Annotated in this window: 20 protein-coding genes and 1 tRNA gene; 11 read left to right on the top strand and 10 right to left on the bottom strand. The window is 52.8% G+C overall.

All coding sequences use genetic code 11. The features are described from left to right. Positions 1-276: transposase (locus tag CTZ24_RS16895; protein ID WP_208723593.1), on the top strand; the 276-nt coding region annotated here is incomplete at its 5' end. Positions 277-351: 75 nt separating this feature from the next. Here CTZ24_RS16895 and kdsA read toward each other — a convergent pair. From kdsA to hemA, 6 genes are read right to left on the bottom strand one after another with little or no spacing between them, the layout of a single operon-like run. Next, positions 352-1,206 (bottom strand): 3-deoxy-8-phosphooctulonate synthase, encoded by an 855-nt coding sequence (gene kdsA, locus CTZ24_RS16890; RefSeq protein ID WP_208724138.1) that lies wholly within the window; start codon positions 1,204-1,206, stop codon positions 352-354. A gap of 25 nt (positions 1,207-1,231) precedes the next feature. Continuing rightward, positions 1,232-2,041 (bottom strand): invasion regulator SirB1, encoded by an 810-nt coding sequence (gene sirB1, locus CTZ24_RS16885; protein ID WP_021182918.1) that lies wholly within the window; start codon positions 2,039-2,041, stop codon positions 1,232-1,234. Next, positions 2,038-2,436: a SirB2 family protein gene (locus tag CTZ24_RS16880; RefSeq protein ID WP_021182917.1), complete on the bottom strand. Its 399-nt coding sequence runs from the start codon at positions 2,434-2,436 to the stop codon at positions 2,038-2,040. The genes sirB1 and CTZ24_RS16880 overlap by 4 nt, the downstream gene beginning before the upstream one ends. A gap of 10 nt (positions 2,437-2,446) precedes the next feature. After that, positions 2,447-3,280: a peptide chain release factor N(5)-glutamine methyltransferase gene (gene prmC / locus CTZ24_RS16875; protein ID WP_208724137.1), complete on the bottom strand. Its 834-nt coding sequence runs from the start codon at positions 3,278-3,280 to the stop codon at positions 2,447-2,449. Next, positions 3,280-4,362, bottom strand: coding sequence for a peptide chain release factor 1 (prfA, locus tag CTZ24_RS16870; protein ID WP_208724136.1), 1,083 nt, complete (start codon positions 4,360-4,362; stop codon positions 3,280-3,282). The genes prmC and prfA overlap by 1 nt, the downstream gene beginning before the upstream one ends. A gap of 35 nt (positions 4,363-4,397) precedes the next feature. Continuing rightward, the gene (hemA, locus tag CTZ24_RS16865) at positions 4,398-5,654 is read right to left on the bottom strand and encodes a glutamyl-tRNA reductase (protein ID WP_208724135.1); all 1,257 of its coding nucleotides are present in this window, start codon (positions 5,652-5,654) and stop codon (positions 4,398-4,400) included. A 217-nt stretch (positions 5,655-5,871) separates the two neighbouring features. On the opposite strand from hemA, the gene lolB reads away from it, so the two are divergent. The 4 genes from lolB (at position 5,872) to CTZ24_RS16845 (ending at position 9,833) form a co-directional block, all read left to right on the top strand. Then, positions 5,872-6,495, top strand: a complete 624-nt coding sequence (gene lolB / locus CTZ24_RS16860) for a lipoprotein insertase outer membrane protein LolB (protein ID WP_021182913.1) — start codon at positions 5,872-5,874, stop codon at positions 6,493-6,495. Then, a complete protein-coding gene (gene ispE, locus CTZ24_RS16855) occupies positions 6,492-7,349 on the top strand; it encodes a 4-(cytidine 5'-diphospho)-2-C-methyl-D-erythritol kinase (RefSeq protein ID WP_208724134.1) in 858 nt (285 codons plus the stop codon). Before lolB ends, ispE begins: the two co-directional genes overlap by 4 nt. Before the next feature lie 138 nt (positions 7,350-7,487). After that, positions 7,488-8,435, top strand: a complete 948-nt coding sequence (prs, locus tag CTZ24_RS16850) for a ribose-phosphate diphosphokinase (protein WP_021182910.1) — start codon at positions 7,488-7,490, stop codon at positions 8,433-8,435. A gap of 228 nt (positions 8,436-8,663) precedes the next feature. Continuing rightward, complete coding sequence (locus tag CTZ24_RS16845) at positions 8,664-9,833, top strand: GGDEF domain-containing protein (protein WP_036624938.1); 1,170 nt, start codon at positions 8,664-8,666, stop codon at positions 9,831-9,833. A 2-nt stretch (positions 9,834-9,835) separates the two neighbouring features. On the opposite strand, the gene ychH is transcribed toward CTZ24_RS16845, so the two are convergent. After that, a complete protein-coding gene (gene ychH / locus CTZ24_RS16840; RefSeq protein WP_021182908.1) occupies positions 9,836-10,111 on the bottom strand; it encodes a stress-induced protein YchH in 276 nt (91 codons plus the stop codon). A 263-nt stretch (positions 10,112-10,374) separates the two neighbouring features. Between ychH and pth the strand changes: the two genes are divergently transcribed. The 4 genes from pth (at position 10,375) to CTZ24_RS16820 (ending at position 14,640) form a co-directional block, all read left to right on the top strand. Then, positions 10,375-10,962, top strand: coding sequence for an aminoacyl-tRNA hydrolase (pth, locus tag CTZ24_RS16835; protein ID WP_013509510.1), 588 nt, complete (start codon positions 10,375-10,377; stop codon positions 10,960-10,962). A 111-nt stretch (positions 10,963-11,073) separates the two neighbouring features. Further along, positions 11,074-12,165 (top strand): redox-regulated ATPase YchF, encoded by a 1,092-nt coding sequence (ychF, locus tag CTZ24_RS16830; RefSeq protein WP_021182906.1) that lies wholly within the window; start codon positions 11,074-11,076, stop codon positions 12,163-12,165. A gap of 349 nt (positions 12,166-12,514) precedes the next feature. After that, entirely contained in the window at positions 12,515-14,194 is a 1,680-nt protein-coding gene (locus CTZ24_RS16825; RefSeq protein WP_208724133.1) for a hypothetical protein, read from the top strand. Between the two features lie 23 nt (positions 14,195-14,217). After that, entirely contained in the window at positions 14,218-14,640 is a 423-nt protein-coding gene (locus tag CTZ24_RS16820; RefSeq protein WP_208724132.1) for an NUDIX domain-containing protein, read from the top strand. 58 nt (positions 14,641-14,698) lie between these two features. On the opposite strand, the gene phoA is transcribed toward CTZ24_RS16820, so the two are convergent. Then, complete coding sequence (phoA, locus tag CTZ24_RS16815; RefSeq protein ID WP_208724131.1) at positions 14,699-16,105, bottom strand: alkaline phosphatase; 1,407 nt, start codon at positions 16,103-16,105, stop codon at positions 14,699-14,701. A 245-nt stretch (positions 16,106-16,350) separates the two neighbouring features. Between phoA and CTZ24_RS16810 the strand changes: the two genes are divergently transcribed. Continuing rightward, positions 16,351-16,438, top strand: a tRNA-Ser gene (locus CTZ24_RS16810). 115 nt (positions 16,439-16,553) lie between these two features. Here the strand turns inward: CTZ24_RS16810 and phoH are convergent. Continuing rightward, positions 16,554-17,342: a phosphate starvation-inducible protein PhoH gene (phoH, locus tag CTZ24_RS16805; RefSeq protein WP_013509516.1), complete on the bottom strand. Its 789-nt coding sequence runs from the start codon at positions 17,340-17,342 to the stop codon at positions 16,554-16,556. Between the two features lie 727 nt (positions 17,343-18,069). Next, complete coding sequence (gene putP / locus CTZ24_RS16800) at positions 18,070-19,554, bottom strand: sodium/proline symporter PutP (RefSeq protein WP_208724130.1); 1,485 nt, start codon at positions 19,552-19,554, stop codon at positions 18,070-18,072. Between the two features lie 301 nt (positions 19,555-19,855). Here putP and putA point away from each other — a divergent pair, with 301 nt between their 5' ends. Continuing rightward, entirely contained in the window at positions 19,856-23,800 is a 3,945-nt protein-coding gene (putA, locus tag CTZ24_RS16795; protein ID WP_208724129.1) for a trifunctional transcriptional regulator/proline dehydrogenase/L-glutamate gamma-semialdehyde dehydrogenase, read from the top strand. Positions 23,801-24,193 lie beyond the last annotated feature (393 nt).

The following is a 24,193-nucleotide window of genomic DNA, read 5'->3' as shown; positions in this document are numbered from 1 at the left end:
GTGGTACCGGTGGAAAAAACGTCCGGGAGCTCAGTCAGGGGGCGTGCGCGGATGTCAAAAACAGGCCCGGCAGACGTAAGGGCGAAACTGTATATGGCGGCGATCGTAGCGATCAGGTGGAATGCCCCGGCGAAGGCGCTGTACCAGAGGCTAATCGCGAAGGGCAAAGCCAGCAAGGCCGCGCTTGGAGCGGTGATGCGCAAGCTGGTTCATCAGTGCTTCGGGGTGCTGAAAACGCGGATGAAGTGGGATGAAAATTACGCAGCTACCGCTTGACGTTCAAGACGGTAGCTACGGATAGCAAGCCAATAAAAAAGGCGTCTTTCGACGCCTTTTTTACCAACCAACGATTTAGTTGCTGGTATCCAGTTCCGGGAAGCTTTTCACCAGGTCATCAATCGCTTTCATCTGTACCAGGAACGGCTCCAGTTTGTCGAGCGGCAGTGCAGACGGGCCATCACATTTGGCGCTGTTTGGCTCCGGGTGGGCTTCGATAAACAGACCAGCAATGCCGACCGCCATACCGGCACGCGCCAGTTCACCCACCTGCGCACGGCGACCGCCTGAGGCAGCACCAAACGGATCACGAGTTTGCAGCGCATGAGTCACGTCGAAAATCACCGGGCAGTTATTGGTGACTTTCTTCATCACGTTAAAGCCCAGCATATCCACGACCAGGTTGTCATAACCGAAGTTGCTACCACGGTCACACAGGATCACTTTATCGTTACCGCCTTCGGCGAATTTATCGACAATGTTACCCATCTGACCCGGGCTGACGAACTGGGGTTTTTTCACGTTAATGACTGCGCCCGTTTTCGCCATCGCTTCAACCAGGTCAGTCTGACGTGCAAGGAAGGCCGGCAGCTGAATAACATCTACCACATCAGCCACAGGCTGTGCCTGCGCCGGTTCGTGGACGTCAGTAATGATTTTCACGCCGAAGGCTTGCTTCAGCTCCTGGAAAATCTTCATCCCCTCTTCCAGGCCCGGACCACGGTAAGAGTGGATAGAGGAACGGTTGGCTTTGTCAAAAGAGGCTTTGAACACGTAGGGGATACCGAGTTTGTCGGTCACGGTTACGTAATGTTCGCAGATACGCATGGCGAGGTCGCGCGACTCCAGCACGTTCATGCCGCCAAAGAGAACAAATGGCAGATCGTTTGCGACCTTGATATCACCAATACTGACTACTTTCTGTGTCATGCCCTTTCCTTTTTCAGAGGTACGCTTAGTGCAGCGTGACCTGTTTTTGTTCAATTGCGTGGATCTGCACTTTAATCATTTCGCTAACCGGGTCTTCCGGACACTGTTCAACGAAGTAGGTAAGATCATTTAGCGCGATATGTTCGCACTCCAGTTGCGCGTAAATCAAACCACGGTCGCGGATTTCGTAGGGGTCATCCGGATCGATTTGTAACAGCACCTGGCTAACATTTAACGCCAGCTCCATCTTTTTCTCGTCCATCAGCGCCGCTTTCAGCGTATCCAGCATCTTACGCATTACGCTGACCGTTTTCGCTTCATCGAGATCATCCTGATAGAGCTTGGCCGTCGGGCTGATATTGCCCTTCAGCCAGACTTCCAGCGTGTGGGTATCGAGGGTTTCACCGTTAAACGGGTTAATCAGCCACATCTCACCATCCAGCCAGTCGGCCCGCAGAATCATCTGGGTCGGGAAGATAACCGGCATCAGCGGCAACTCCAGCTCTTCGGCAATGTGCAGCAGGATCACGCCCAGTGACACCGCAGTGCCCTGACGGCTTTTCAACACCTTATCGATCCATAAGGCATCGGATAAATTGTAGACGCCACTGGCACCGCCAAAACCCCACTGGCGGTAGAACAGCTCCAGCAACTTCTCCAGTTGCAGGTCAGCATCACTGGCACTGCTGACATACGCACGCGCTTCCGCCACTAACGCTGCCAGCTGTTGCTCTACGGATTGAGCAGAAAAATCTTCGCGGATGGCGCAGGTTGCACCAATAACCGCTTCACATAACGGTGTTTGACTGTAATCGAGTTGCTCTGGCGAGGTCATACTATCCCCAATAACGGCATTTTGGTCATCGCCAGCTTAATCACTACCAGTAACGCAACGATCGCAACCAGGCAGGCAATCCAGCGGGTGCTCATCTTTCGCGGGCGACGACTCAAGGCCACGGAACCTAAGGCGATGTAGATAATAACCCCTAACAGCTTCTCAGTCAGCCAGCTTCCTTGTGGTGTGAACGGGTAAAAGTGCGTAATTACGACCAGCAGCACACCACTCAGCAACAAAAACGTGTCGTTGATGTGCGGAGCAATGCGCACCCAGCGGCGATCGAGCTGTGCTGAACCGGTGCATTTCCAGTAAAAACGCACCAGAAACAGGCTGACAGTAATCAGCACTGTAAGCAGATGAAAATGTTTAATCAGCGGATACCAGCTAGCCATCTTGCTTCCTTTATAAGAAAAATTGCCCAAGTGTAACGCGCGGGTTGCCGCCGTAGTCGTCCACTGTGTTGACCTGTTGATAGCCATGTTGAACCATCAATTCTCGCACCGCCTCGCCCTGCTGCCAGCCATGTTCCAGCAACAACCAACCGCCAGCGAGCAGCCAGTGTGGTGCCGTTGCAATAATCACCCGCAGATCGGCTAATCCAGCTTCATCGGCCACCAGCGCACTTAGCGGTTCAAACCGCACATCACCCTGCTGCAAATGATGGTCGGTAGCGTCTATATAGGGGGGATTACTGGCAATCAGATCAAAACGTTGCGGGGTGAGATTGTCGAACCAATCGCTGAGGAGAAATTGTGCATTGCTGATGTGCAAACGCTGCGCGTTTTCCTGCGCCAGCGCCACGGCAGCTGCGATACGATCACACCCGATGACCTGACAATCAGGCCGTTCGCTGGCGAGCGCCAGCGCGATGGCTCCGGTGCCAGTACCTAAGTCAAGGAGAGTGGCGGCACGGGTCGGCAGATGAGCCAGCGCCTGCTCGACCAACACCTCGGTGTCAGGACGCGGGATCAAGGTCGCATCGCTGACGCGCAGAGGTAACGACCAAAATTCACGTTCACCCACCAGATGCGCCACCGGCTCGCCCTGCGCACGTCGAGCCAGGAGCGCATTCAGTTGTTGTAACTGGTTCTCATCCAGCACTGTATCGTCAAACGCCACCAGCCAGGTACGGGATTTGCCGGTAACAAACGCCAGCAAAATTTCGGCATCGCGCTTGGGGCTGTCGCCGCCGCTCAGGGTGGCAACGGCATGCTTCAGCCAGTGGCGAATATCCATTAATCCTGTCCAGCCAGCGCGGCCAACTGGTCGGCCTGGTATTCCTGCACGATAGGCTCAATCAGGCTATCCAGCTTGCCTTCCATCGTCTCATCCAGACGATAGATGGTCAGGTTAATGCGGTGATCGGTAACGCGCCCCTGCGGGAAGTTGTAAGTACGGATACGGTCCGAACGGTCGCCGCTGCCCAGCAGGTTACGACGGGTGGACGCTTCCGCTTCATGGCGTTTTGCCATCTCCGCCGCGTGAATACGCGCGCCCAGTACTGCCAACGCTTTAGCTTTGTTTTTATGCTGCGAACGCTCATCCTGACACTCCACCACAATGCCGGTCGGCAGGTGGGTAATACGGATGGCGGAATCGGTGGTGTTAACGTGCTGACCACCCGCACCGGAGGAGCGGAAGGTATCAATTTTCAGGTCGCTGGGGTTGATATCCGGCAGCTCGGCTTCCGGCAGTTCCGGCATTACCGCCACCGTACAGGCCGAGGTGTGAATACGCCCCTGTGATTCGGTTTCCGGCACACGCTGTACGCGATGACCGCCCGATTCGAACTTGAAACGACCATAGGCACCATCACCCGTCACACGGGCGATGACTTCTTTATACCCGCCATGCTCACCGTCATTGCTGCTGATAATTTCCACCTGCCAGCGGCGAGACTCGGCATAACGGCTGTACATGCGGAACAGGTCGCCGGCAAAAATTGCCGCTTCATCGCCACCGGTACCAGCACGCACTTCGACAAAGCACGGACGCTCATCATCAGGATCTTTCGGCAGCAACAATACCTGTAGCTGCTGCTCCAGCACTTCACGCTTTTCGCGTGCGGTTTTCAGTTCATCCTGCGCCATCTCGCGCATTTCAGGATCGTCGAGCAACATCTCCGCTGTCTCAACATCTTCCTGCACCTGCTGCCATTCACGGAAACAGCGGGTCACATCAGACAGTTGCGCATATTCGCGCGAGAGGGCACGGAAACGATCCTGATCGGCGATCACGCCAGCATCGCCCAGCAGGGCTTCCACTTCTTCGTGGCGTTCCTGGAGAGCTTCCAGCTTGGCAACAATAGAGGTCTTCATGTAATTGAGGGTATCCCGTAAAAGGTCGTGACAGCCTAATCGAGACCGAGGCTGTCACGTAAGATTTGCAGGCGTTCGCTGTCGCCATCGCGCGCGGCCTGCTGTAGTGATTTGGTTGGAGCGTGAATTAAACGATTGGTAAGTTTGTGCGCCAGTTCCTGCAACACTTTTTCGGCATCCGCTCCCTGACGCAGTGCGGCCAGCGCGCGCTCCTGCAATTCAAGGCGTACATCATCGGCCTGCGAGCGATATTCACGAATGGTGTCGACCGCGCTTTGCGCACGCAGCCAGGCCATAAATTCGCCGCTTTCCTGCACCACGATGCTTTCAGCCTGCACCGCCGCAGCTTTACGCTGGGCCATGTTCTGCTCAATGATCGCCTGAAGGTCATCCACGCTGTACAGGTAAGCATTGGCGAGCTTGCCGACTTCCGGCTCCACATCGCGCGGTACTGCGATATCCACCAGCAGCATCGGCTGGTTACGGCGGGCTTTCAATGCACGCTCGACCATGCCTTTACCGATAATCGGCAACGGGCTGGCGGTGGAAGAAATAATAATATCGGCATCAGCCAGTCGCGAATCGATATCCGCCAGCCCGATGACTTCTGCCCCGACCTCATCAGCCAGCAACTGCGCGCGTTCACGCGTACGGTTGGCAATCATCAGCTTTTGCACATGATGCTCACGCAAATGACGCGCGACCAATTCAATCGTTTCGCCCGCGCCCACCAGCAACACGTTAACCGTGCTGAGAGATTCGAAGATTTGACGTGCCAGAGAACAGGCGGCAAACGCCACAGATACCGCACTGGCACCAATTTCAGTTTCTGTGCGCACCCGTTTGGCGACGGAGAAGGTTTTCTGGAACATCCGCTCCAGTTCACTGGACAACGCCTGACCACGTTGTGAATCGGCAAAGGCTTTTTTTACCTGGCCGAGAATCTGCGGCTCACCCAGCACTAAAGAATCCAGACCGCTGGCAACACGCATCAGATGGCTGACTGCCGCGTTGTCCTGATGCCAGTACAGGCTCTTACGCACATCTTCTTCACGCAGTTGGTGATAGTCACACAACCAGCGCACCAGCTTCTCCTGCAAATCGGCCTGCTGCTCTACGCTGAGGTAGAGTTCAGTGCGATTACAGGTGGAAAGCACCACTCCGCTTTGCACCATCGGCTGGGACAGCAGGCTGCTAAGCGCCTGATCCAGCGTGTCCGGCGTGAACGAAACACGTTCGCGCAGTGCAACGGGTGCGGTTTTATGGTTGATTCCGAGAGCGAGCAGCGTCATGGTGGTTCTGGTTGGGATATCCCAATTATTGTCAGGGTTTTGTGAAGCGCATTCTACAAGATGCCACAGATCAAGAAAAGCCATACAAAGCCTATGACTGTAATAAGATTAAACTGATCGTGCGCAATAATCGGTACAACAGCATTGACGGCTTAGATGCGGATGGTTAGCGTTACCGGTTACGAAGTAAAAACCTGTCTGAGGAGATGACCAGGTGATGCCTATGCCTTCGCGCAAGCTGTTGCGCCTTTTACCCCTTGCCAGCGTATTGCTGGCTGCCTGTAGCGTCAACAAACCGCAGGGACCAGGCCCAAGCACCACCGCACCCCAGTGGCAGCAACATCAACAGGCGGTGGCTAAAGTCAGCCATTATGAGACACGCGGTGCCTTCGCCTATATTTCTGATCGCCAGAAGGTGTATGCCCGCTTTAACTGGCAGCAAACTGCCGCTGACCGTTATCGTTTGCTGCTGACCAATCCGCTGGGCAGCACCGAGTTACAACTTGATGCCCAGGGTTCCGTGGTACAGGTGGTCGATAACAAAGGCAAACGCTATGTCAGCAATGACGCTGAAAAGATGATTTCTCAGCTTACCGGGATGGATATTCCCCTCGCCAACCTGCGTCAGTGGATGATGGGTCTGCCAGGCGATGCCAGCGACTATCAGTTAAACGACCAGTATCAATTGCAGAGCCTGAATTACAGTCGTAACGGCCAGCAATGGCACGTAGCCATCTCAGATTACGACAGCAAAGTTACCCCTCCTCTGCCTGCCAATCTCGAGCTGACCGAGGGTGGACAGCGTATTAAGCTGCGGATGGATAGCTGGACCGTACAATGATTACCTCCTGGCCTGCCCCGGCAAAGCTGAATTTATTTCTTTACATCACCGGCCGTCGTCCTGACGGCTATCATAACCTGCAAACCCTGTTTCAGTTTTTAGATTACGGCGATACGCTGACCATCACCCCGGATGAGAGTGGCAACATTCGTCTATTGACACCGTTAGCGGGTGTGCCGGATGAACACAACCTGATCGTTCGTGCCGCTCGTGCCCTGATGCATGCGGCTGAAGTACGCGGTACGTTACCGCCCCAGGCCGGTGCGGCGATTGCGCTGGAAAAGCGGCTGCCAATGGGAGGAGGCCTGGGTGGTGGCTCATCAGATGCGGCGACGGTGTTGGTGGCGCTGAATCATGTGTGGCAAACGCGACTTAGCGTAGATGAGCTGGCAACCCTTGGCGTGCGACTCGGTGCCGACGTTCCGGTGTTTGTTCGCGGTCATGCCGCCTTTGCGCAAGGCGTAGGTGAACAATTGCAACCCGCAGAGCCAGATGAAAAATGGTATCTGGTGGCGCATCCTGGCGTAAGTATCGCCACACCGGTCATTTTTGGCGATCCTGAACTGACGCGCGATTCACCGATACGCTCACTTGATGAACTTTTGCAGCGCCCTTTCCACAATGATTGTGAGTCTGTGGCAAGAAAACGTTTTCGCGAGGTTGATGAGCTGGTTTCCTGGCTGCTAGAATACGCGCCGTCGCGCCTGACTGGGACCGGGGCCTGTGTGTTTGCTGAATTTAACACCGAATCCGAAGCTCGTCAGGTGCTGGAGCTTGCCCCGGAATGGATACGAGGATTTGTGGCGCGCGGGCTGAATGTCTCGCCGTTACAGCGTACTCTTTCCGGGATTTAAGCGTATGCGTGACTGTGTCACCCCTGTTCCAGGCACAGCACGCGACGCATCAACACACCTGTCTGAACACGCTTTGCGATATTCGCCGGTTATCGCAACGTCGTTCATTCGCTGGACGCAAAGCCTGAGGTTCTTCTCGTGCCTGATATGAAGCTATTTGCTGGTAACGCCACCCCGGAACTAGCACAACGTATTGCCAACCGCCTTTACACCAGCCTCGGAGACGCCGCTGTCGGTCGTTTCAGCGACGGTGAAGTGAGTGTACAGATTAACGAAAATGTACGCGGTGGTGATATTTTCATCATCCAGTCCACCTGTGCCCCCACCAACGATAATCTGATGGAGCTGGTTGTGATGGTCGACGCGCTGCGTCGGGCTTCTGCTGGTCGTATTACTGCCGTTATCCCCTACTTTGGCTATGCCCGTCAGGACCGCCGTGTGCGTTCCGCGCGTGTGCCGATTACCGCTAAAGTAGTCGCGGATTTCCTTTCCAGCGTTGGTGTTGACCGTGTTTTGACGGTTGACCTGCACGCCGAGCAGATCCAGGGCTTCTTTGATGTCCCGGTAGACAACGTATTTGGCAGCCCGATCCTGCTGGAAGATATGTTGCAAATTGGTCTGGAGAACCCGATTGTCGTTTCTCCTGACATTGGTGGTGTGGTGCGCGCCCGTGCCATCGCCAAACTGCTTAACGACACTGACATGGCTATCATCGATAAACGTCGCCCGCGTGCTAACGTATCTCAGGTGATGCACATCATCGGTGACGTCGCTGGCCGTGACTGTGTACTGGTCGACGATATGATCGACACCGGCGGTACGCTGTGCAAAGCGGCTGAAGCGCTGAAAGAGCGTGGCGCGAAACGCGTTTTCGCTTACGCCACCCACCCGATCTTCTCTGGTAACGCGGTGGAAAATCTGCGCAAGTCAGTGATCGATCAGGTGATTGTCTGTGACACCATCCCACTGTCTGACGAGATGAAATCTCTGCCGAACGTACGTACTTTGACGTTGTCCGGTATGCTGGCCGAAGCGATTCGTCGTATCAGCAACGAAGAATCCATTTCAGCCATGTTCGAGCATTAATCGAACGAAACCGGGCCACCTCTGGCCCGGTTTTATTTCCCTGCCACACGTTTAAGTTCAGTTACCGATTAAGGCGCTTCGGGCGCAGATTTTTTCGCGATAATTTTCGTTAAAATTCGCTATTCGCGTTGCCATTCACTGTTTTCAACTAACACTACTATCCGGACTTTAGCCGTCCAGGGTTTAGTGGTATTTTTCACCACACTTTTTTTGAGAACTCCGACCACTATGGCTCTCGACATCTACACACTTTTTGTTTGCGAGCTCTATGTCCTGGGGTTTTTAAGCATCATTATGGTATTTGCCTGGATTGGCTCACAGTATGATCGGGTACTGGGTTTCACCACTCTGACGCTGGTGTTAACCCTTACCGCCGTGTTTCTGAGCAGCCTGCGTGCCGCAGGATTACAGTTCCTGCCCATTGCGGTGGGTAATGTGGTGATGATGCTGGCTTATGGCAACCTGTTAAATGCTTTCCGGGTTTTTTGTAAAAAACCGCTTGGCATGAGCTGGCTGGCGGGGGCATTGCTATGGGCGATTCTGTGTATTTTCCCGGCGTTTTACTTCAGTCTGCCAAAACGCGTTCTGGTCGTTTGTCTGCTGTGCATCATCTACACCGGCGCATTGATTCAACTGCTGTGGCGGGCACGCGCCGCGCTCACCGTCACCTTCTGGCCCGCGCAGATGTTGTTGTGGATACATTTGCTGTTTCACGTCGCACGAATTTTCTTTGATGACGCCGTTGCCACCCCGGTGCATGGTGCAATTGGTGGTTCCAGTTTTTCCGTGTACGTCATGCTGGAATCGATTCTGTTCGTTATTGGCCTGACGTTTACGATTCTGGCGATGGTCAATGAACGTACCCAGATCGCCCATAAACTGGCATCACTGCACGATCCCTTAACCAGTGTGTGGAACCGTCGCGCATTGTTCGAGCAGGCGGAAAAAATCATCGCCCGACGCTTACGGCAACAACAACCCTTCACGGCGATATTATTCGATCTCGACCATTTCAAAAGCATTAACGATCGTTACGGCCACCAACAAGGTGATCGGGTATTAATTGATTTTTGCCAGATTGCCCAGGCGTTATTGCCCGACGAGGGGCAGTTTGCCCGGTTAGGAGGTGAAGAGTTTGCCGCCATCCTGCCCGGCGACAGCGAGCAGGCACAATTGGTATGTGAACGTATTCGCGTCGCAACGCAGTTATCGCTGCCGGATAATATCAGCTACACCGTCAGTATCGGCTATGCAACAGCCAGCAAGGAAGAACTTCACTTTCCGACATTACTGGCATTGGCTGATGAGGCGTTGTATCGCGCAAAAGCCAGCGGCCGTAACCGTACTGAACAATATCTGACACAGTTACAGCCGTTGAATCAGGCTACGCTGGTGTAGTCTTATGGGTGATGCGTGTTACGACGACAACGTTTATCACCGTAGTGGCGCAACCAAAAATAGCGGTCTTCCACTTTTTCACGCCCACTGACACGCGCACCCACCAGCCAGAGCAGCGCACCAATAAAGATGCTAAACATTGCGCCATGCGCCAGGAATTGCGGCAGATTTAGCGAAGGAATTTGATTAATGATCGAGTAACCGACGCCAAGCACCATGGTGAGTAAACCGAGACACATCAGGCCATTACCGATATAGCGAGAGTGATGACGTTTCATAATTCACCTCCATCCTTTTTTAGTAATGCCAAAAACAGCACATAACGTTAACTTGCTATAAGTTTAGGCAATGACCCGGGGTTAAGATGCGTGCATGATCACACATCTTTCACAATCCTGACGAAACTTTACCGCTTATCGGGTTGATTTCGATAGAAAATGATAAATAACGTAGCGGCACTATTCAGTGTCTGCGCCCTTTGTCATCTCCCCTGCCAGGCAGTAAACTAACGCCCTTTCGATTTCGAGACAGGATAATCATCGTGAGCAGCATTAAACTGATTGTGGGACTGGCTAATCCCGGCGCGGAATATGCCGCTACGCGCCATAACGCAGGTGCCTGGTATGTGGATCTGCTGGCGGAGCGCAACAATCAGTCTCTGAAAGACGAACCCAAATTCTTTGGCTACACCGCTCGCTTATCGCTGGCGGGCGAAGATGTGCGGCTACTGGTACCCACCACTTTTATGAACCTGAGTGGCAAGGCGGTCGCGGCAATGGCGACGTTCTACCGCATCGCGCCAGAGGAAATTTTGGTGGCACACGATGAACTGGACCTGCCTCCTGGCGTGGCGAAGTTTAAACAGGGTGGCGGCCACGGTGGTCATAACGGTCTGAAAGACATCATCAGCAAGCTGGGTAACAACAATAATTTTCACCGTTTACGGGTCGGCATTGGTCATCCGGGTGACCGCAATAAAGTCACCGGATTTGTACTGGGTAAACCCCCTGCCAGTGAACAGAAGCTGATCGATGATGCCGTAGATGAAGCGGTGCGCTGTACGGAACTGTGGCTGAAAGAAGATAAGATTAAAGCAATGAACCGTCTGCACGCCTTCAAAGCCGGTTAAGGCCAAATCCCGCGCCGCAGACCGGGAAATCTGTGTATAATGCGCGAAATTTTTTGAATCGTCAGCGTTGCCGGTCAACGCTGCACACTCAGCGAGAAAGGTAATCAGATCATGGGATTTAAATGCGGTATTGTGGGCCTGCCGAACGTCGGTAAATCCACCCTGTTCAACGCGCTGACCAAAGCGGGTATCGAAGCAGCCAACTTTCCGTTCTGCACCATCGAGCCAAACACCGGTGTCGTTCCAATGCCCGATCTGCGTCTTGACCAGCTGAGCGAGATCGTGAAGCCACAGCGCGTTGTGCCGACCACCATGGAGTTCGTTGATATCGCCGGTCTGGTGGAAGGTGCTTCTAAAGGTGAAGGCCTGGGCAACAAATTCCTGACCAATATCCGTGAAACGGATGCCATCGGCCATGTGGTTCGCTGCTTCGAAAATGAGAACATCATTCACGTCGCGGGCAAAGTAAACCCGGCGGAAGATATCGATATCATCAACACCGAACTGGCGCTGTCCGATCTCGATACCTGTGAACGTGCTATCCAGCGTGTACAGAAGAAAGCCAAAGGCGGCGACAAAGACGCCAAAGCTGAGTTGGCGGCGCTGGAGAAGTGTCTGCCGCATCTGGAAAATGCCGGGATGCTGCGCTCACTGAATCTGGATGCTGATGAGAAAGCGGCTATTCGTTATCTCAGCTTCCTGACGCTGAAACCCACCATGTACATCGCCAACGTTAACGAAGATGGCTTCGAGAACAATCCTTATCTCGACCAGGTTCGTGCGATTGCCGACGCAGAAGGTTCAGTGGTTGTGCCAGTTTGCGCCGCAGTGGAATCCGATATCGCTGAACTGGAAGATGATGAGCGTGCGGAGTTTATGGCTGAGATGGGCCTGGAAGAACCCGGTCTGAACCGCGTGATTCGCGCTGGTTATACTCTGCTGAACCTGCAAACTTACTTCACCGCCGGTGTAAAAGAAGTTCGTGCCTGGACTATCCCGGTCGGTGCCACTGCACCGCAGGCGGCTGGTAAAATCCATACCGACTTCGAGAAAGGTTTTATCCGTGCCCAGACTATCGCGTTTGATGACTTCATCGCTTATAAAGGTGAACAAGGCGCGAAAGAAGCAGGAAAAATGCGTTCTGAAGGTAAAGAATACATCGTTAAAGATGGCGATGTAATGAACTTCCTGTTTAACGTCTAATCATTTTCAGCAACAGACGTTAATTAAAAGCCCATGCTTGTGCATGGGCTTTTTTATTCACTCAACAATACCACTTCGGCTTGTCAATTATCTTCAATTGCAGTTTACTGACGAAATACACTCCTGGGAACTTTCTCAACGCGCGCCAGAACACTCTCTATTTTCACTTCTTCGACATTGTTATATCTTAATTATCAATTAAATTATTACCTTTGACACATTGATAATTTTATTCAGTGAAGTGCAGGGTATATTTATTCCTTGCTTAGCTGCAACCAGACCCAAAACTGAAGTTTATTAAAATAACTACAGAAAAAATTACAATATTTTATTTTTACACCGGAGAAACATGAAACACCATTTATTAGCCCTGGCGCTTTGTGCGACATTCGCAGGGAATGCTGCCTCTATTACACCAGGAGGAATGGCAGGTTGGAACTATACTCTCGATGCAACGAATATCACCGGCCTGACCTTCCCATTTACAGTTAATACCGCTCCGGAAACGCCAGGTTATTACTATGCAAGCCAATTTGGTTTTACGGGTGCAACCGCAATTGGTTATATTGGTCTGCAACCGCGAACTGCCGATCAATATTCAGTCGTGTTTTCCTCTTTTGTTTACGGCACTGAAGTTGTAGACAGTGAACGCTGTAGACTGGGCGCTGATGGTAGCTATGGTGCCAGTTGTTCCAGGTTATACCCGATCAAAAAAGGGCAAAGATATCTGTTTGAAGTCCGTCGTGGGAGTGACGATGTCAACGTCTGGTACGGTTTCGTCAAAGAAGAAGGCAGCACAACAGAAACACAAATCGGTGCATGGCGACTTCCTGCTGGCTCGGGGTTACTGAGGTCAGTTCAATCCGGTTGGATTGAATATTATAAAAGTGTCGATACCTGTTACACACCTGAAGTTTCACAAATTACCGTTTCACCACCCTATGTCACTGCAACCGGTAAACAGGGATCGTTTTACTACCCGCATGAGTATGGTAGGTGCACAGGTAAAGTGAATTATCAATACGGATGGGTTGGTAATGATCTCAGAACGACCGTTGGCCGACGTATGATTACGACCGACGCCTATAGTTCCGCTCTTTTCGATGGTGAACTTTCCCCTGACAGTTTCATTACGATCGGCGTATATGACAGTCAAAATAAAGAACTGGAAAAACACACAGTAAAAGTGGGTAAAGACTACGTCAGCAAATGGACCTGGCCGGCATACTCTGCGGCGATCTTCAATAGCAATTTAAAGAAAGTTAAACTTGGGATGCTGGACATTAATACGGGTGAAATTAATGTTAAGCCTGGTTCATCCTTCGAAAACCAGATTTATAAAAACAAACTGGACAACTTAAAAGTCATCACTACCATCGAGGACATGTGGGTTAATAACGACCCTTTCGGTGACGAACTTTACACTGGTGATTTGGCCTCCGGCAGTTCAGTCATGATTACGGTAAAAGATCAGGCTGGGCAAATGTTGGAAGATTACACAGTGATGGTTCCTGATAGTATGACGGGTCGCTGGCGCTGGTCAGAATATACTGGCTATGAATTCAACAATGCTCTGAAAAAAATCAAGATTGGCGTTAAAGATGCTAATAATGATATCACCATTATGCCCTGGACCTCCTGGCAAAATAAAATCTGGAAAAAGAGTCAGGAACATTTAACCGTCAAAGCTGAGATTTTTACTGCATCAGAAAATCCCTGGGTAAACCATGACCTTTTTGGCGATAAGCTGGCAGCCGATTTACCTTCAGGTAGCAAAGTTACCATAAAGGTAAAAAGTAGCCTGGGTAATTTGCTGGAGGAACATACGGTTGAGCTGCCGGATGGACACCTGGATCGCTATAAGTGGCCCCCTTTTGCAGCCAATGAGTTCAATCAGATCTTTAAGCAGATTGTAATTGGTGAAAAAGAGGGAGATAACACCATCAACGTGATCGCTGGCTCGCAATATCGCAACCTGATATGGAAAAAAGAGCGCGCCAACCTGACTGTTGAAGTCTCAATTGATTAATCGTTGCCAGAACGGAAACAGAAGTGAACCACATTGAAGAGATGCGCGGCCAGGTTGGACACCGCTTATTACTGCTGGCAGGGACGCGTATCCTGTTACAACTGCGCAAGGATGGAAGTTGGGGCTTACCAGGCGGCTGGTTGGATCCTGGGGAATCACCAGAACAAACGGTGAAACGTGAAGTGAAGGAGGAAACCAATCTTGATGTACATCGGATGCAACTGTTAGGATTTTTTTGTGAGCCGGAATATACCCTTAACCAGGAGTACAACGAGGGAGACAACGCCGTAACGGCTCTCTATCAGGTTGATGAATGGTCGGGTGTGATGATCAATGATCCCAGTGAAAGCGATGAACTGACTTTTTTCTCATCTGATGAACTGCCGAAAAACCTGACAGAAAAGTGTCGGCACTCTATCCGTTGCTATTTGTCACATCAGCGTTAATTGTTTTCCCAACGTAAAAATCCACGCTTGCGCGTGGATTTTTTTAGGCTGGATTAGCTTACTTAATTCCCATCGCATCTTTCAGGGTGAAGAACAGGTCCGTCTGGTCAGTCAGTCCAACCACATTCGCCGCATGCGGGCCATAGGCAGCAATACGCAACTGAGTACCGGTATGCTCCTGTGAATCTTCTTCTGAGTTACCGTAACTGATGGTCATCACCGCGCCATCTTTGGTGTTCAGTGCCTGAGTCAAGCCTGGTGCTTTGGTACCATTTTCTACGATCTGGCTACTGTGCGCGTGATCTGCCGTCACCACGACCAGGGTATTGCCATGCTCGCGAGCAAAAGTCAGTGCCTGTTGTACCGCTTCATCAAGGTCAACGGTTTCACCAATTTGCCCACAAGGATTAGCGGCATGATCCTGTTTATCAATGGAGGCACCTTCAACTTGCAAGAAGAAGCCCTTGTCATTTTTGCTCAACAGATCCAGCGCTTTTTTGGTCATCTGCGCCAGTGTTGGCGTACTGACCGGGCGATCCTTATTCACTTCACAGGTGACTACCGGCTTATCAATATTGCCGTGATAACTGGCTTTCGGCCCCTGCCAGCGCACCGGCATATTACCTTCCGAGAACAGCCCCAGCAGCGGTTTGTTCTGATCCGCCTGCTGGACCGCATTCATACCGTCAAGGTTGTCCACCAGTTGAAAACCCAGTGCCTGAGCCTGCTCACGCAAAGTCTTGCCTTGATATTCCCCTGCTTTCGCCACTTCGCTGAAGGATTTAGCGCCACCACCCAGCGTGACATCCGCACGAGTTTTCAGCATCTGCTCGGTGATGGAACCTTTGCCACCCTGCTCCAGCGCGTTGCTCGGGCATAGCTCGCTGGTTTTTTCCGGGCCATAGCATTTACGTGAAGTGACATGAGCGATCAACGCCGCAGGCGTTGCATCCTGTAGCTCCGCAGTTGAAACGTTACCGGTGGCCTTACCGGCAGCTTTCGCCAGTTCCAGCAGCGTGGTTTGGTCTTTCCCATTCACATCGACGCCAATTGCGCCATTATAGGATTTGGTCCCCGTGGCCCACGCGGTCGCAGACGCTGCTGAATCCGTGACGTAGTTCGGTTTGTGGGTTTTCTTATCCAGCGAGTAATGGGTGTACTGACCGGTTAAAGGTAAGGCATCAATCCCGGGGAAAAAGCCACCTGCGCCCATTGCCTGATTACGTGCAGCAGTGATTTCTGAATCCCCCATACCGTCACCGATCAACAAAATGACATTTTTTGCCGTACTGTTACTCAGAGAAGCTTTGAGCGCCTCCGTTTGATCACCGGTCAGGCGACGCGCACCACCATGCTGAGTCAGGTCACCGGTGGCGGCACGCGAGTAGCTGGTTGCATCAGCAAGTGCTGCCGTCGCGAACAATGAGGTGATAAGCGGAACCGTAATCAAAGGTATCTTTTTCATTTATAAGCATCCTTATTCACAAATATAACCAAATGTTTCCGCTGACAAGTCTGCGACAATGCCGTGACACTTTTGTGACTGACACGCAATATTTTGATGACAGGATCGGCAAAACGAACAAGGCTAATGCAATCCGCTCAGAGCTTAAGCGAATAGAAAAAAAGGAGAAAATAGAGCTTGACCCTTTTCAGCTAACTCCCTATAGTAGCGCCCCGTTGACCCGCTGAGGTTGGCAAACAAAATGTGGTGAGGTGTCCGAGTGGCTGAAGGAGCACGCCTGGAAAGTGTGTATACGGCAACGTATCGGGGGTTCGAATCCCCCCCTCACCGCCATCATTCTGAAGAAGAGTCTGAACTAACGTTCAGACTTTTTTTTTTGCCTGTGCACCATACGTTGCGCACAAAAAAACCCGGCCGCAGCCGGGTTTTGTGTATCAAATCTCAATGGTTAACTGTAAGCATGTAGCGTACGCTGACACAAGGCCGAACGGACACAGTCGTCTTTGCCAAAACGAACCACGCCGATCATCTCATCTTCTTCGAATCGTCCCAAGGCATCCGCGAGTCCGGATGTCACTCCGCGCGGTAAATCGCACTGGGTAATATCGCCGTTGACGATGACGGTCACGTTCTCACCAAGACGCGTCAGGAACATCTTCATCTGCGCAGCGGTGACGTTTTGTGCCTCGTCGAGAATCACCACGGCATTTTCGAAAGTACGTCCTCGCATATAAGCGAAGGGCGCGATCTCTACCTTGCCGATTTCCGGGCGCAGGCAGTACTGCATAAAGGAAGAGCCGAGACGTTTAACCAGAACGTCGTAGACCGGTCGGAAATACGGGGCGAATTTCTCGGAAATGTCTCCGGGGAGGAAACCGAGGTCTTCATCCGCCTGTAGGACCGGGCGTGTAACGATTATCCTGTCGATATCCTTATGTATCAGGGCCTCAGCCGCTTTGGCTGCGCTAATCCAGGTTTTTCCGCAGCCCGCTTCTCCGGTCGCGAAAATAAGCTGTTTCGTTTCTATGGCTTTAAGATAGTGCGCCTGAGCATCATTTCTGGCTTCAATTGGTGAACTGTCTCGCACATCGCGTGCCATGCCAATTGCATCCAACCCACCCATCTGCACCAGCGAAGTGACCGATTCTTCTTCACGCTGACGATGACTGCGAGAGTCATTACGAAGCACTCTGCGGGCTTCACGACGCGCTTTGATCACTGCTTTCTGTCTTCCCATAGTGGCACCTTACAGTTGGTTTCATTTATCGCTTCAGGATTATCCTGTTGCGATGACGTGAACGCTTTAGAGGTTGACGTGGCTTCCTTTAGAGCCGTTTCGAGCCATTGAGAATAGTGTGCAACAACGCGCAAACGCTGTTACGCACCGGTAAGAAATATGAGATTGAAAAAGAACGAAGCTTGAAAAGTGAAGAGGAAACTTTCGAGGGAAAAAATCCCCCGCAGTGAACTGCGTATGTTGAAGGGTATTTACCTGTCCTTTGAAGGACCGAATCATGCGCGAACTCCAGTGACCTTAGCCACACATCTGACAACGCTTATGATTAAAATGCATCATATTTGCGGTAATTTGCAACAGTAATTTTACCTGGTGACCAACAAAAAGTGACCAGGCCCCGTAAGCAGTTCACAGCTTAAATTAAATTTGTTTTATTTATCATGTAATTGATTAATTCGACTGCGCATGAAGTTTTTAGGAGGATTCGGAAATCATTCTGACCAGTTAATCCAACTAAAAAACATGAAAGATCGCTGCTCCGTTTTCGCAGTCCGGTCAGTGGAAAGTACATTTATTAATCAATCGGGTGTAAGAAGGAACAAGGATGAGCTTACTGAGGTAAATGGCCCTTACCCAGCTTCTATTCTCACTGAAACGTTTCTTGTGCAAAACGTGCGATAAAAAACCCGCCTCATTAATGAGGCGGGTGACATCTCGGGAGAAGGATTTATTTGGTCAGATATTCCGCTTCCGCTGCGGCAAAGCGTTGTTGAGCCATCTGCGAGGGTGCGCGGCCCAACAGGCTGACGACGACAATCGCGATGCTGGCGAACAGGAAGCCAGGGATGATTTCATACAGACCCAGCCAGCCATATTGTTTCCACACCAACACCGTGGCGGCACCAATCACCATGCCAGCCAGAGCACCGTTGCGTGTCATACGCTGCCAGCACACACCGAACAACACCACCGGACCAAAAGCCGCACCAAAGCCCGCCCAGGCATAACTGACCAGACCGAGTACGCGGTTATCCGGGTTTGACGCCAGCGCAATGGCGATCAATGCAATCAGCAGTACCATCAAGCGCACAACCCATACCAACTCTTTCTGGCTGGCATTTTTGCGCAGGAAACCTTTATAGAGATCTTCCGTCAGCGCGCTGGAGCAGACCAGCAACTGACAGCTCAGGGTTGACATTACCGCCGCCAGAATGGCCGACAGCAGAATACCGGCAATCCACGGGTTAAACAGAATACGTGCCAACTCGATAAACACGCGTTCACCATTCTGGCTGACGCCGCTCGCCTGCTCCGGATGGTTCTGGAAGTAAGCAATACCGAAGAAACCGACCGCAACCGCACCCGCCAGGCACAGAATCATCCAGGTCATGCCGATACGGCGCGCCGTTCGGATGGAGCGATGCGAATCAGCCGCCATAAAGCGCGCCAGAATATGGGGCTGACCAAAGTATCCAAGCCCCCAGCCCAGCAGCGACACAATCGCCACAAAATTCAGGCCTTTCAGCATATTCAGGTTTTCGAGGCTTTTCGCTTCAATCACCGCCAGTGAATCGGAGAAGCCACCCACCGCGACAATCACAATCACCGGGGTCAGGATCAGCGCGAAAATCATCAGGCTGGCCTGCACGGTATCGGTCCAGCTAACAGCCAGGAAACCGCCGACTAAGGTATACAGAATGGTTGCGGCAGCGCCCGCCCACAGCGCGGTCTGATAATCCATGCCGAAAGTGCTTTCGAACAGACGGGCACCGGCCACCACACCCGAGGCGCAGTAGATGGTAAAGAAGATAAGAATAACCAGCGCCGAGATAACGCGCAGAATCTTACTGTGATCCTCAAAACGGCTGGTAAAGAAGTCCGGCAGCGTCAGCGCATTATTGTGATGCTCGGTTTGCACACGCAGGCGTCCGGCGACAATCTTCCAGTTCAGCCAGGCACCAATGGTCAGACCGATTGCAATCCAACTCTCAGAAATACCCGACAGGAAAATCGCCCCAGGCAGGCCCATCAGTAACCAGCCGCTCATGTCTGATGCACCGGCTGAAAGCGCGGTGACTACGCTTCCGAGGCTGCGCCCACCGAGAATATAGTCATCAAAGTTTTTGGTTGAACGGTAAGCAATGAAACCAATCAACACCATCCCAAGGATATATACAACAAAAGTCACCAGCATCGGTGTACTGACACTCATTTCGTCTCTCCACTTGTTATTGGATCTCCATAAAGGCGCGGTATCCTGCCGCAAAGCGGCGTCTGGCACAATGCCTTTGAATACGCGGAGTTAACGACGTTTCACAGGTTGTGATCGGGGCAACAGCGGGTTGCACCGAAATAAACCTCCAGCAGATGAGTTGCAACCCTGGCGAGAATCTTGCAACAGACATCCTACTAACGACATGGCACACATTTAACACGGTTGCACAAAGTTGCAACATGGGTAATAGTGCAGATCACTTCAGAACTCTCTCTACTCTTTTGAGGAACAGGCAAGCATGGGAACCACCACGATGGGGGTGAAGCTGGATGAAGCTACCCGCGATCGCATTAAACTGGCAGCACAGAAGATTGATCGCACGCCGCACTGGCTGATTAAACAGGCAATTTTTAATTACCTGACACAGCTGGAATCCGGTGACGCATTACCGGAAATTCCGCTACAACTCATCGAGGGCGCGCCGGAAGAACAAACGTCAGAAGAGTCGGTGCAACCTTTCCTCGATTTTGCCGAACACATTCTGCCGCAGTCGGTGACGCGTTCAGCCATCACCGCCGCCTGGCGTCGCCCGGAAACCGATGCAGTGCCAATGCTGCTGGAACAGGCCCGTCTCCCTGCCCCACTGGCGGAGAAAACGCATCAACTGGCGTACAGCCTCGCGGATAAATTACGGCATCAGAAAGGTGCAACCGGTCGCGCCGGGATGGTGCAAAGTCTGTTGCAGGAGTTTTCCCTCTCCTCGCAGGAGGGGGTCGCGCTGATGTGTCTGGCGGAAGCCTTATTGCGTATTCCGGACAAACCCACGCGTGACGCGTTGATCCGCGACAAAATCAGCAACGGTAACTGGCAATCCCACCTCGGTCGTAGCCCGTCGATGTTCGTAAATGCCGCCACCTGGGGTCTGCTGTTCACTGGCCGTCTGGTTTCGACTCATAACGAAGCGAATTTATCGCGCTCACTCAACCGGATTATCGGTAAAAGCGGCGAGCCGTTGATTCGTAAAGGCGTGGATATGGCGATGCGCCTGATGGGTGAGCAGTTCGTCACTGGCGAAACTATCGCCGAAGCCCTGGCTAATGCACGCAAGCTGGAAGAGAAAGGTTTCCGTTATTCGTATGACATGCTGGGCGAAGCAGCGCTGACTGCCAGCGATGCCAAAGCCTATCTGGTGTCTTATCAGCAGGCGATCCATGCCATCGGCAAAGCGTCCAATGGCCGTGGTATTTATGAAGGTCCGGGGATCTCGATCAAACTGTCGGCACTGCATCCGCGCTACAGCCGTGCGCAATATGAACGCGTCATGGAAGAACTCTATCCCACGCTGAAATCCCTGACGCTGCTGGCTCGCTCTTATGACATTGGTATTAACATCGATGCAGAAGAAGCTGACCGCCTCGAACTGTCGCTCGATCTGCTGGAAAAACTCTGCTTCGAGCCGGAGCTGGAAGGTTGGAACGGCATTGGCTTTGTTATCCAGGCTTACCAGAAGCGTTGTCCGTTTGTCATTGATTACCTGGTCGATCTGGCCCAGCGTAGCCGTCGCCGACTGATGATTCGTCTGGTGAAAGGTGCCTATTGGGACAGCGAAATCAAACGCGCCCAGATGGACGGCCTGGAAGGCTACCCGGTCTATACCCGCAAAGTGTACACCGATATCTCCTATCTGGCCTGCGCACGCAAGCTGCTGGCGGTGCCGAATCTGATCTATCCGCAGTTTGCCACCCACAACGCTCACACCCTCGCGGCCATTTATCAGCTGGCAGGGAATAACTATTATCCGGGCCAGTACGAATTCCAGTGCCTGCATGGCATGGGTGAGCCGCTGTACGAACAGGTGGTGGGTAAAGTCGCCGATGGCAAACTCAATCGTCCGTGCCGTATTTATGCGCCGGTAGGTACGCACGAAACCCTGTTGGCCTATCTGGTTCGTCGCCTGCTGGAAAACGGTGCCAACACCTCATTTGTTAACCGCATCGCCGATACCTCATTGCCGATTGATGAGCTGGTCGCTGACCCGGTGACGGCAGTGGAGAAAATGGGCGCCAGCGAAGGCGCAATGGGGCTGCCTCACGCCAAAATTCCGTTACCGCGTGAGCTGTACGGAGAGAAACGTGTTAACTCTGCCGGTCTGGACCTGGCCAACGAACACCGTCTGGCCTCGCTTTCCAGTGCTTTGCTCAACAGCGCCAGCCAGCCGTGGCAGGCCCAGCCGCTGATTGAAGGTGAACTGGCTGTCGGCAGCAGCAACCCGGTACTCAACCCATCTGCGCCAGCCGATGTGGTGGGTCACGTACGTGAAGCCACCCCGCAAGAAGTCTCACAAGCACTGGATGCGGCAGTGAATGCCGGCCCGATCTGGTTCGCCACCCCACCCCAGGAGCGTGCCGCCATTCTGGAGCGCGCTGCTGAGATGATGGAAAGCCAGATGCAGCAACTGATTGGCCTGCTGGTGCGTGAGGCGGGTAAAACCTATAACAACGCCATCGCCGAAGTCCGCGAAGCGGTTGATTTCCTCTATTACTACGCCGGTATGGTGCGTGACGATTTCGACAACGAAACCCACCGTCCACTCGGCCCGGTGGTGTGTATCAGTCCGTGGAACTTCCCGCTGGCGATTTTCAGCGGGCAGATTGCCGCCGCGCTCGCCGCAGGCAACAGCGTGCTGGCGAAACCTGCCGAGCAAACGCCGCTGATTGCCGCCCAGGCGGTACAGATTATGCTGGATGCCGGTGTGCCGTCTGGCGTGTTGCAGCTGCTGCCAGGACTCGGTGAGACTGTCGGCGCACAGTTGACCGGTGATGACCGTGTGCGCGGCGTGATGTTTACCGGTTCCACGGCGGTCGCGACGCTGCTACAACGCAATCTTGCCGGACGTCTTGATCCACAGGGACGCCCCACTCCATTGATTGCGGAAACCGGCGGCATGAACGCGATGATCGTCGATTCATCAGCACTGACTGAACAAGTGGTGGTGGATATTGTCGCCTCCGCGTTCGACAGTGCAGGTCAGCGCTGCTCGGCGCTGCGTCTGCTGTGCGTGCAGGAAGATGTCGCCGAACACACGTTAAAAATGCTGCGCGGTGCGATGGCGGAATGTCGCATGGGGAACCCAGAACGCCTCTCGACGGACATCGGCCCGGTGATTGATGCCGAAGCCAAAGCCAATATCGAGCGCCATATTCAGGCTATGCGCAATAAAGGTTTCACCATCTACCAGGCTGCACAGGAAAATCCGCAGGACACGAAAGAGTGGACGACCGGCACCTTTGTGAAACCGACGTTGATTGAACTGGAGCAGGTCAGCGATCTGGATAAAGAAGTGTTTGGTCCGGTGCTGCACGTTGTCCGTTTTGCGCGCAATAATCTGCCGCAGCTGATCGACCAGATCAATGCTTCCGGTTACGGTTTAACGCTGGGGGTGCATACGCGCATTGACGAAACCATCGCCCAGGTAACGGCAGGGGCCAAAGTCGGCAACCTCTATGTTAACCGTAATATGGTGGGTGCGGTGGTTGGCGTACAACCGTTCGGTGGTGAAGGTTTATCGGGCACCGGACCGAAAGCGGGTGGCCCGTTGTATCTGTATCGCCTGCTGGCGAACCGTCCGGATGGCGCGCTGCTTACAACGTTTGATCGTCAGGATGCTGAACGTCCGGTGGATAGCACCTTGCGTACCACCCTGCTCAGCGCACACCAGGCATTGCAACAATGGGCGCAGGACAAACCCGAGCTGCTGGCCCTGACGCAACGTTATGACCAGTTGGCACAGGCCGGTACCGTCCGTCTGTTGCCGGGTCCTACCGGTGAGCGCAATACCTTTACTTTGCTGCCGCGTGAGCAGGTGCTGTGTATTGCCGACAACCAACAGGATGCACTGACGCAACTGGCGGCTGTCACCAGTGTCGGTAGTCAGGCGCTATGGCCAGATGACGAGCTACATCGTTCATTGCGTGCTGCCTTACCAGCGGCGGTACAGCAGCGTATTACGCTGGCAAAAGATCTGCTGGCCGCAGAGTTTGATGCGGTGATCTACCACGGTGATGCCGATCAGTTACGCAACCTGTGCGAGCAGGTCGCAGCGCGTGAAGGTGCTATTGTTTCCGTGCAGGGCTTCGCCCGTGGGGAAACCAATTTGCTGCTGGAACGGTTGCTGATTGAGCGTTCGCTCAGCGTCAACACCGCAGCAGCGGGTGGTAACGCCAGTCTGATGACCATTGGTTAACGTCACCAATAACATGCTTGCCAGTTATGCTGGCAAGCATGCAGATACAAACCCGTAGCGGCGCGATTTATCGCGCAATATCGTGCGTATTGCAGCAAAACCTGCGCGATAAATCGCGCCGCTTGTATCTTGAAGTTGTAACTGGTTAGCTACCCGTTACACGAAACGGAGGCAGCTTGTCGCGCCGCTTAAGACCCGATCTTGTGCCGTAGCTTAAAGCCCTCCGTTTCTCCTTTCACGCCAGCATCTACTCTGAACGGTAACCAGAAGCTCTGACTTCGTATGTACAAGGCAAGATGGCGTGATGGTTCATGTGAAAGGGAGCTGTCTTATGATTTATCTCGGTATTGATGTCAGTAAAAACAAACTCGACCTCTGCCTGTTGCCCGGCAA

The sequence above is a fragment of the Pantoea phytobeneficialis genome (assembly GCF_009728735.1).
GTDB lineage: Bacteria > Pseudomonadota > Gammaproteobacteria > Enterobacterales > Enterobacteriaceae > Pantoea > Pantoea phytobeneficialis.
This window is presented reverse-complemented; position numbering and strand designations above follow the sequence as displayed.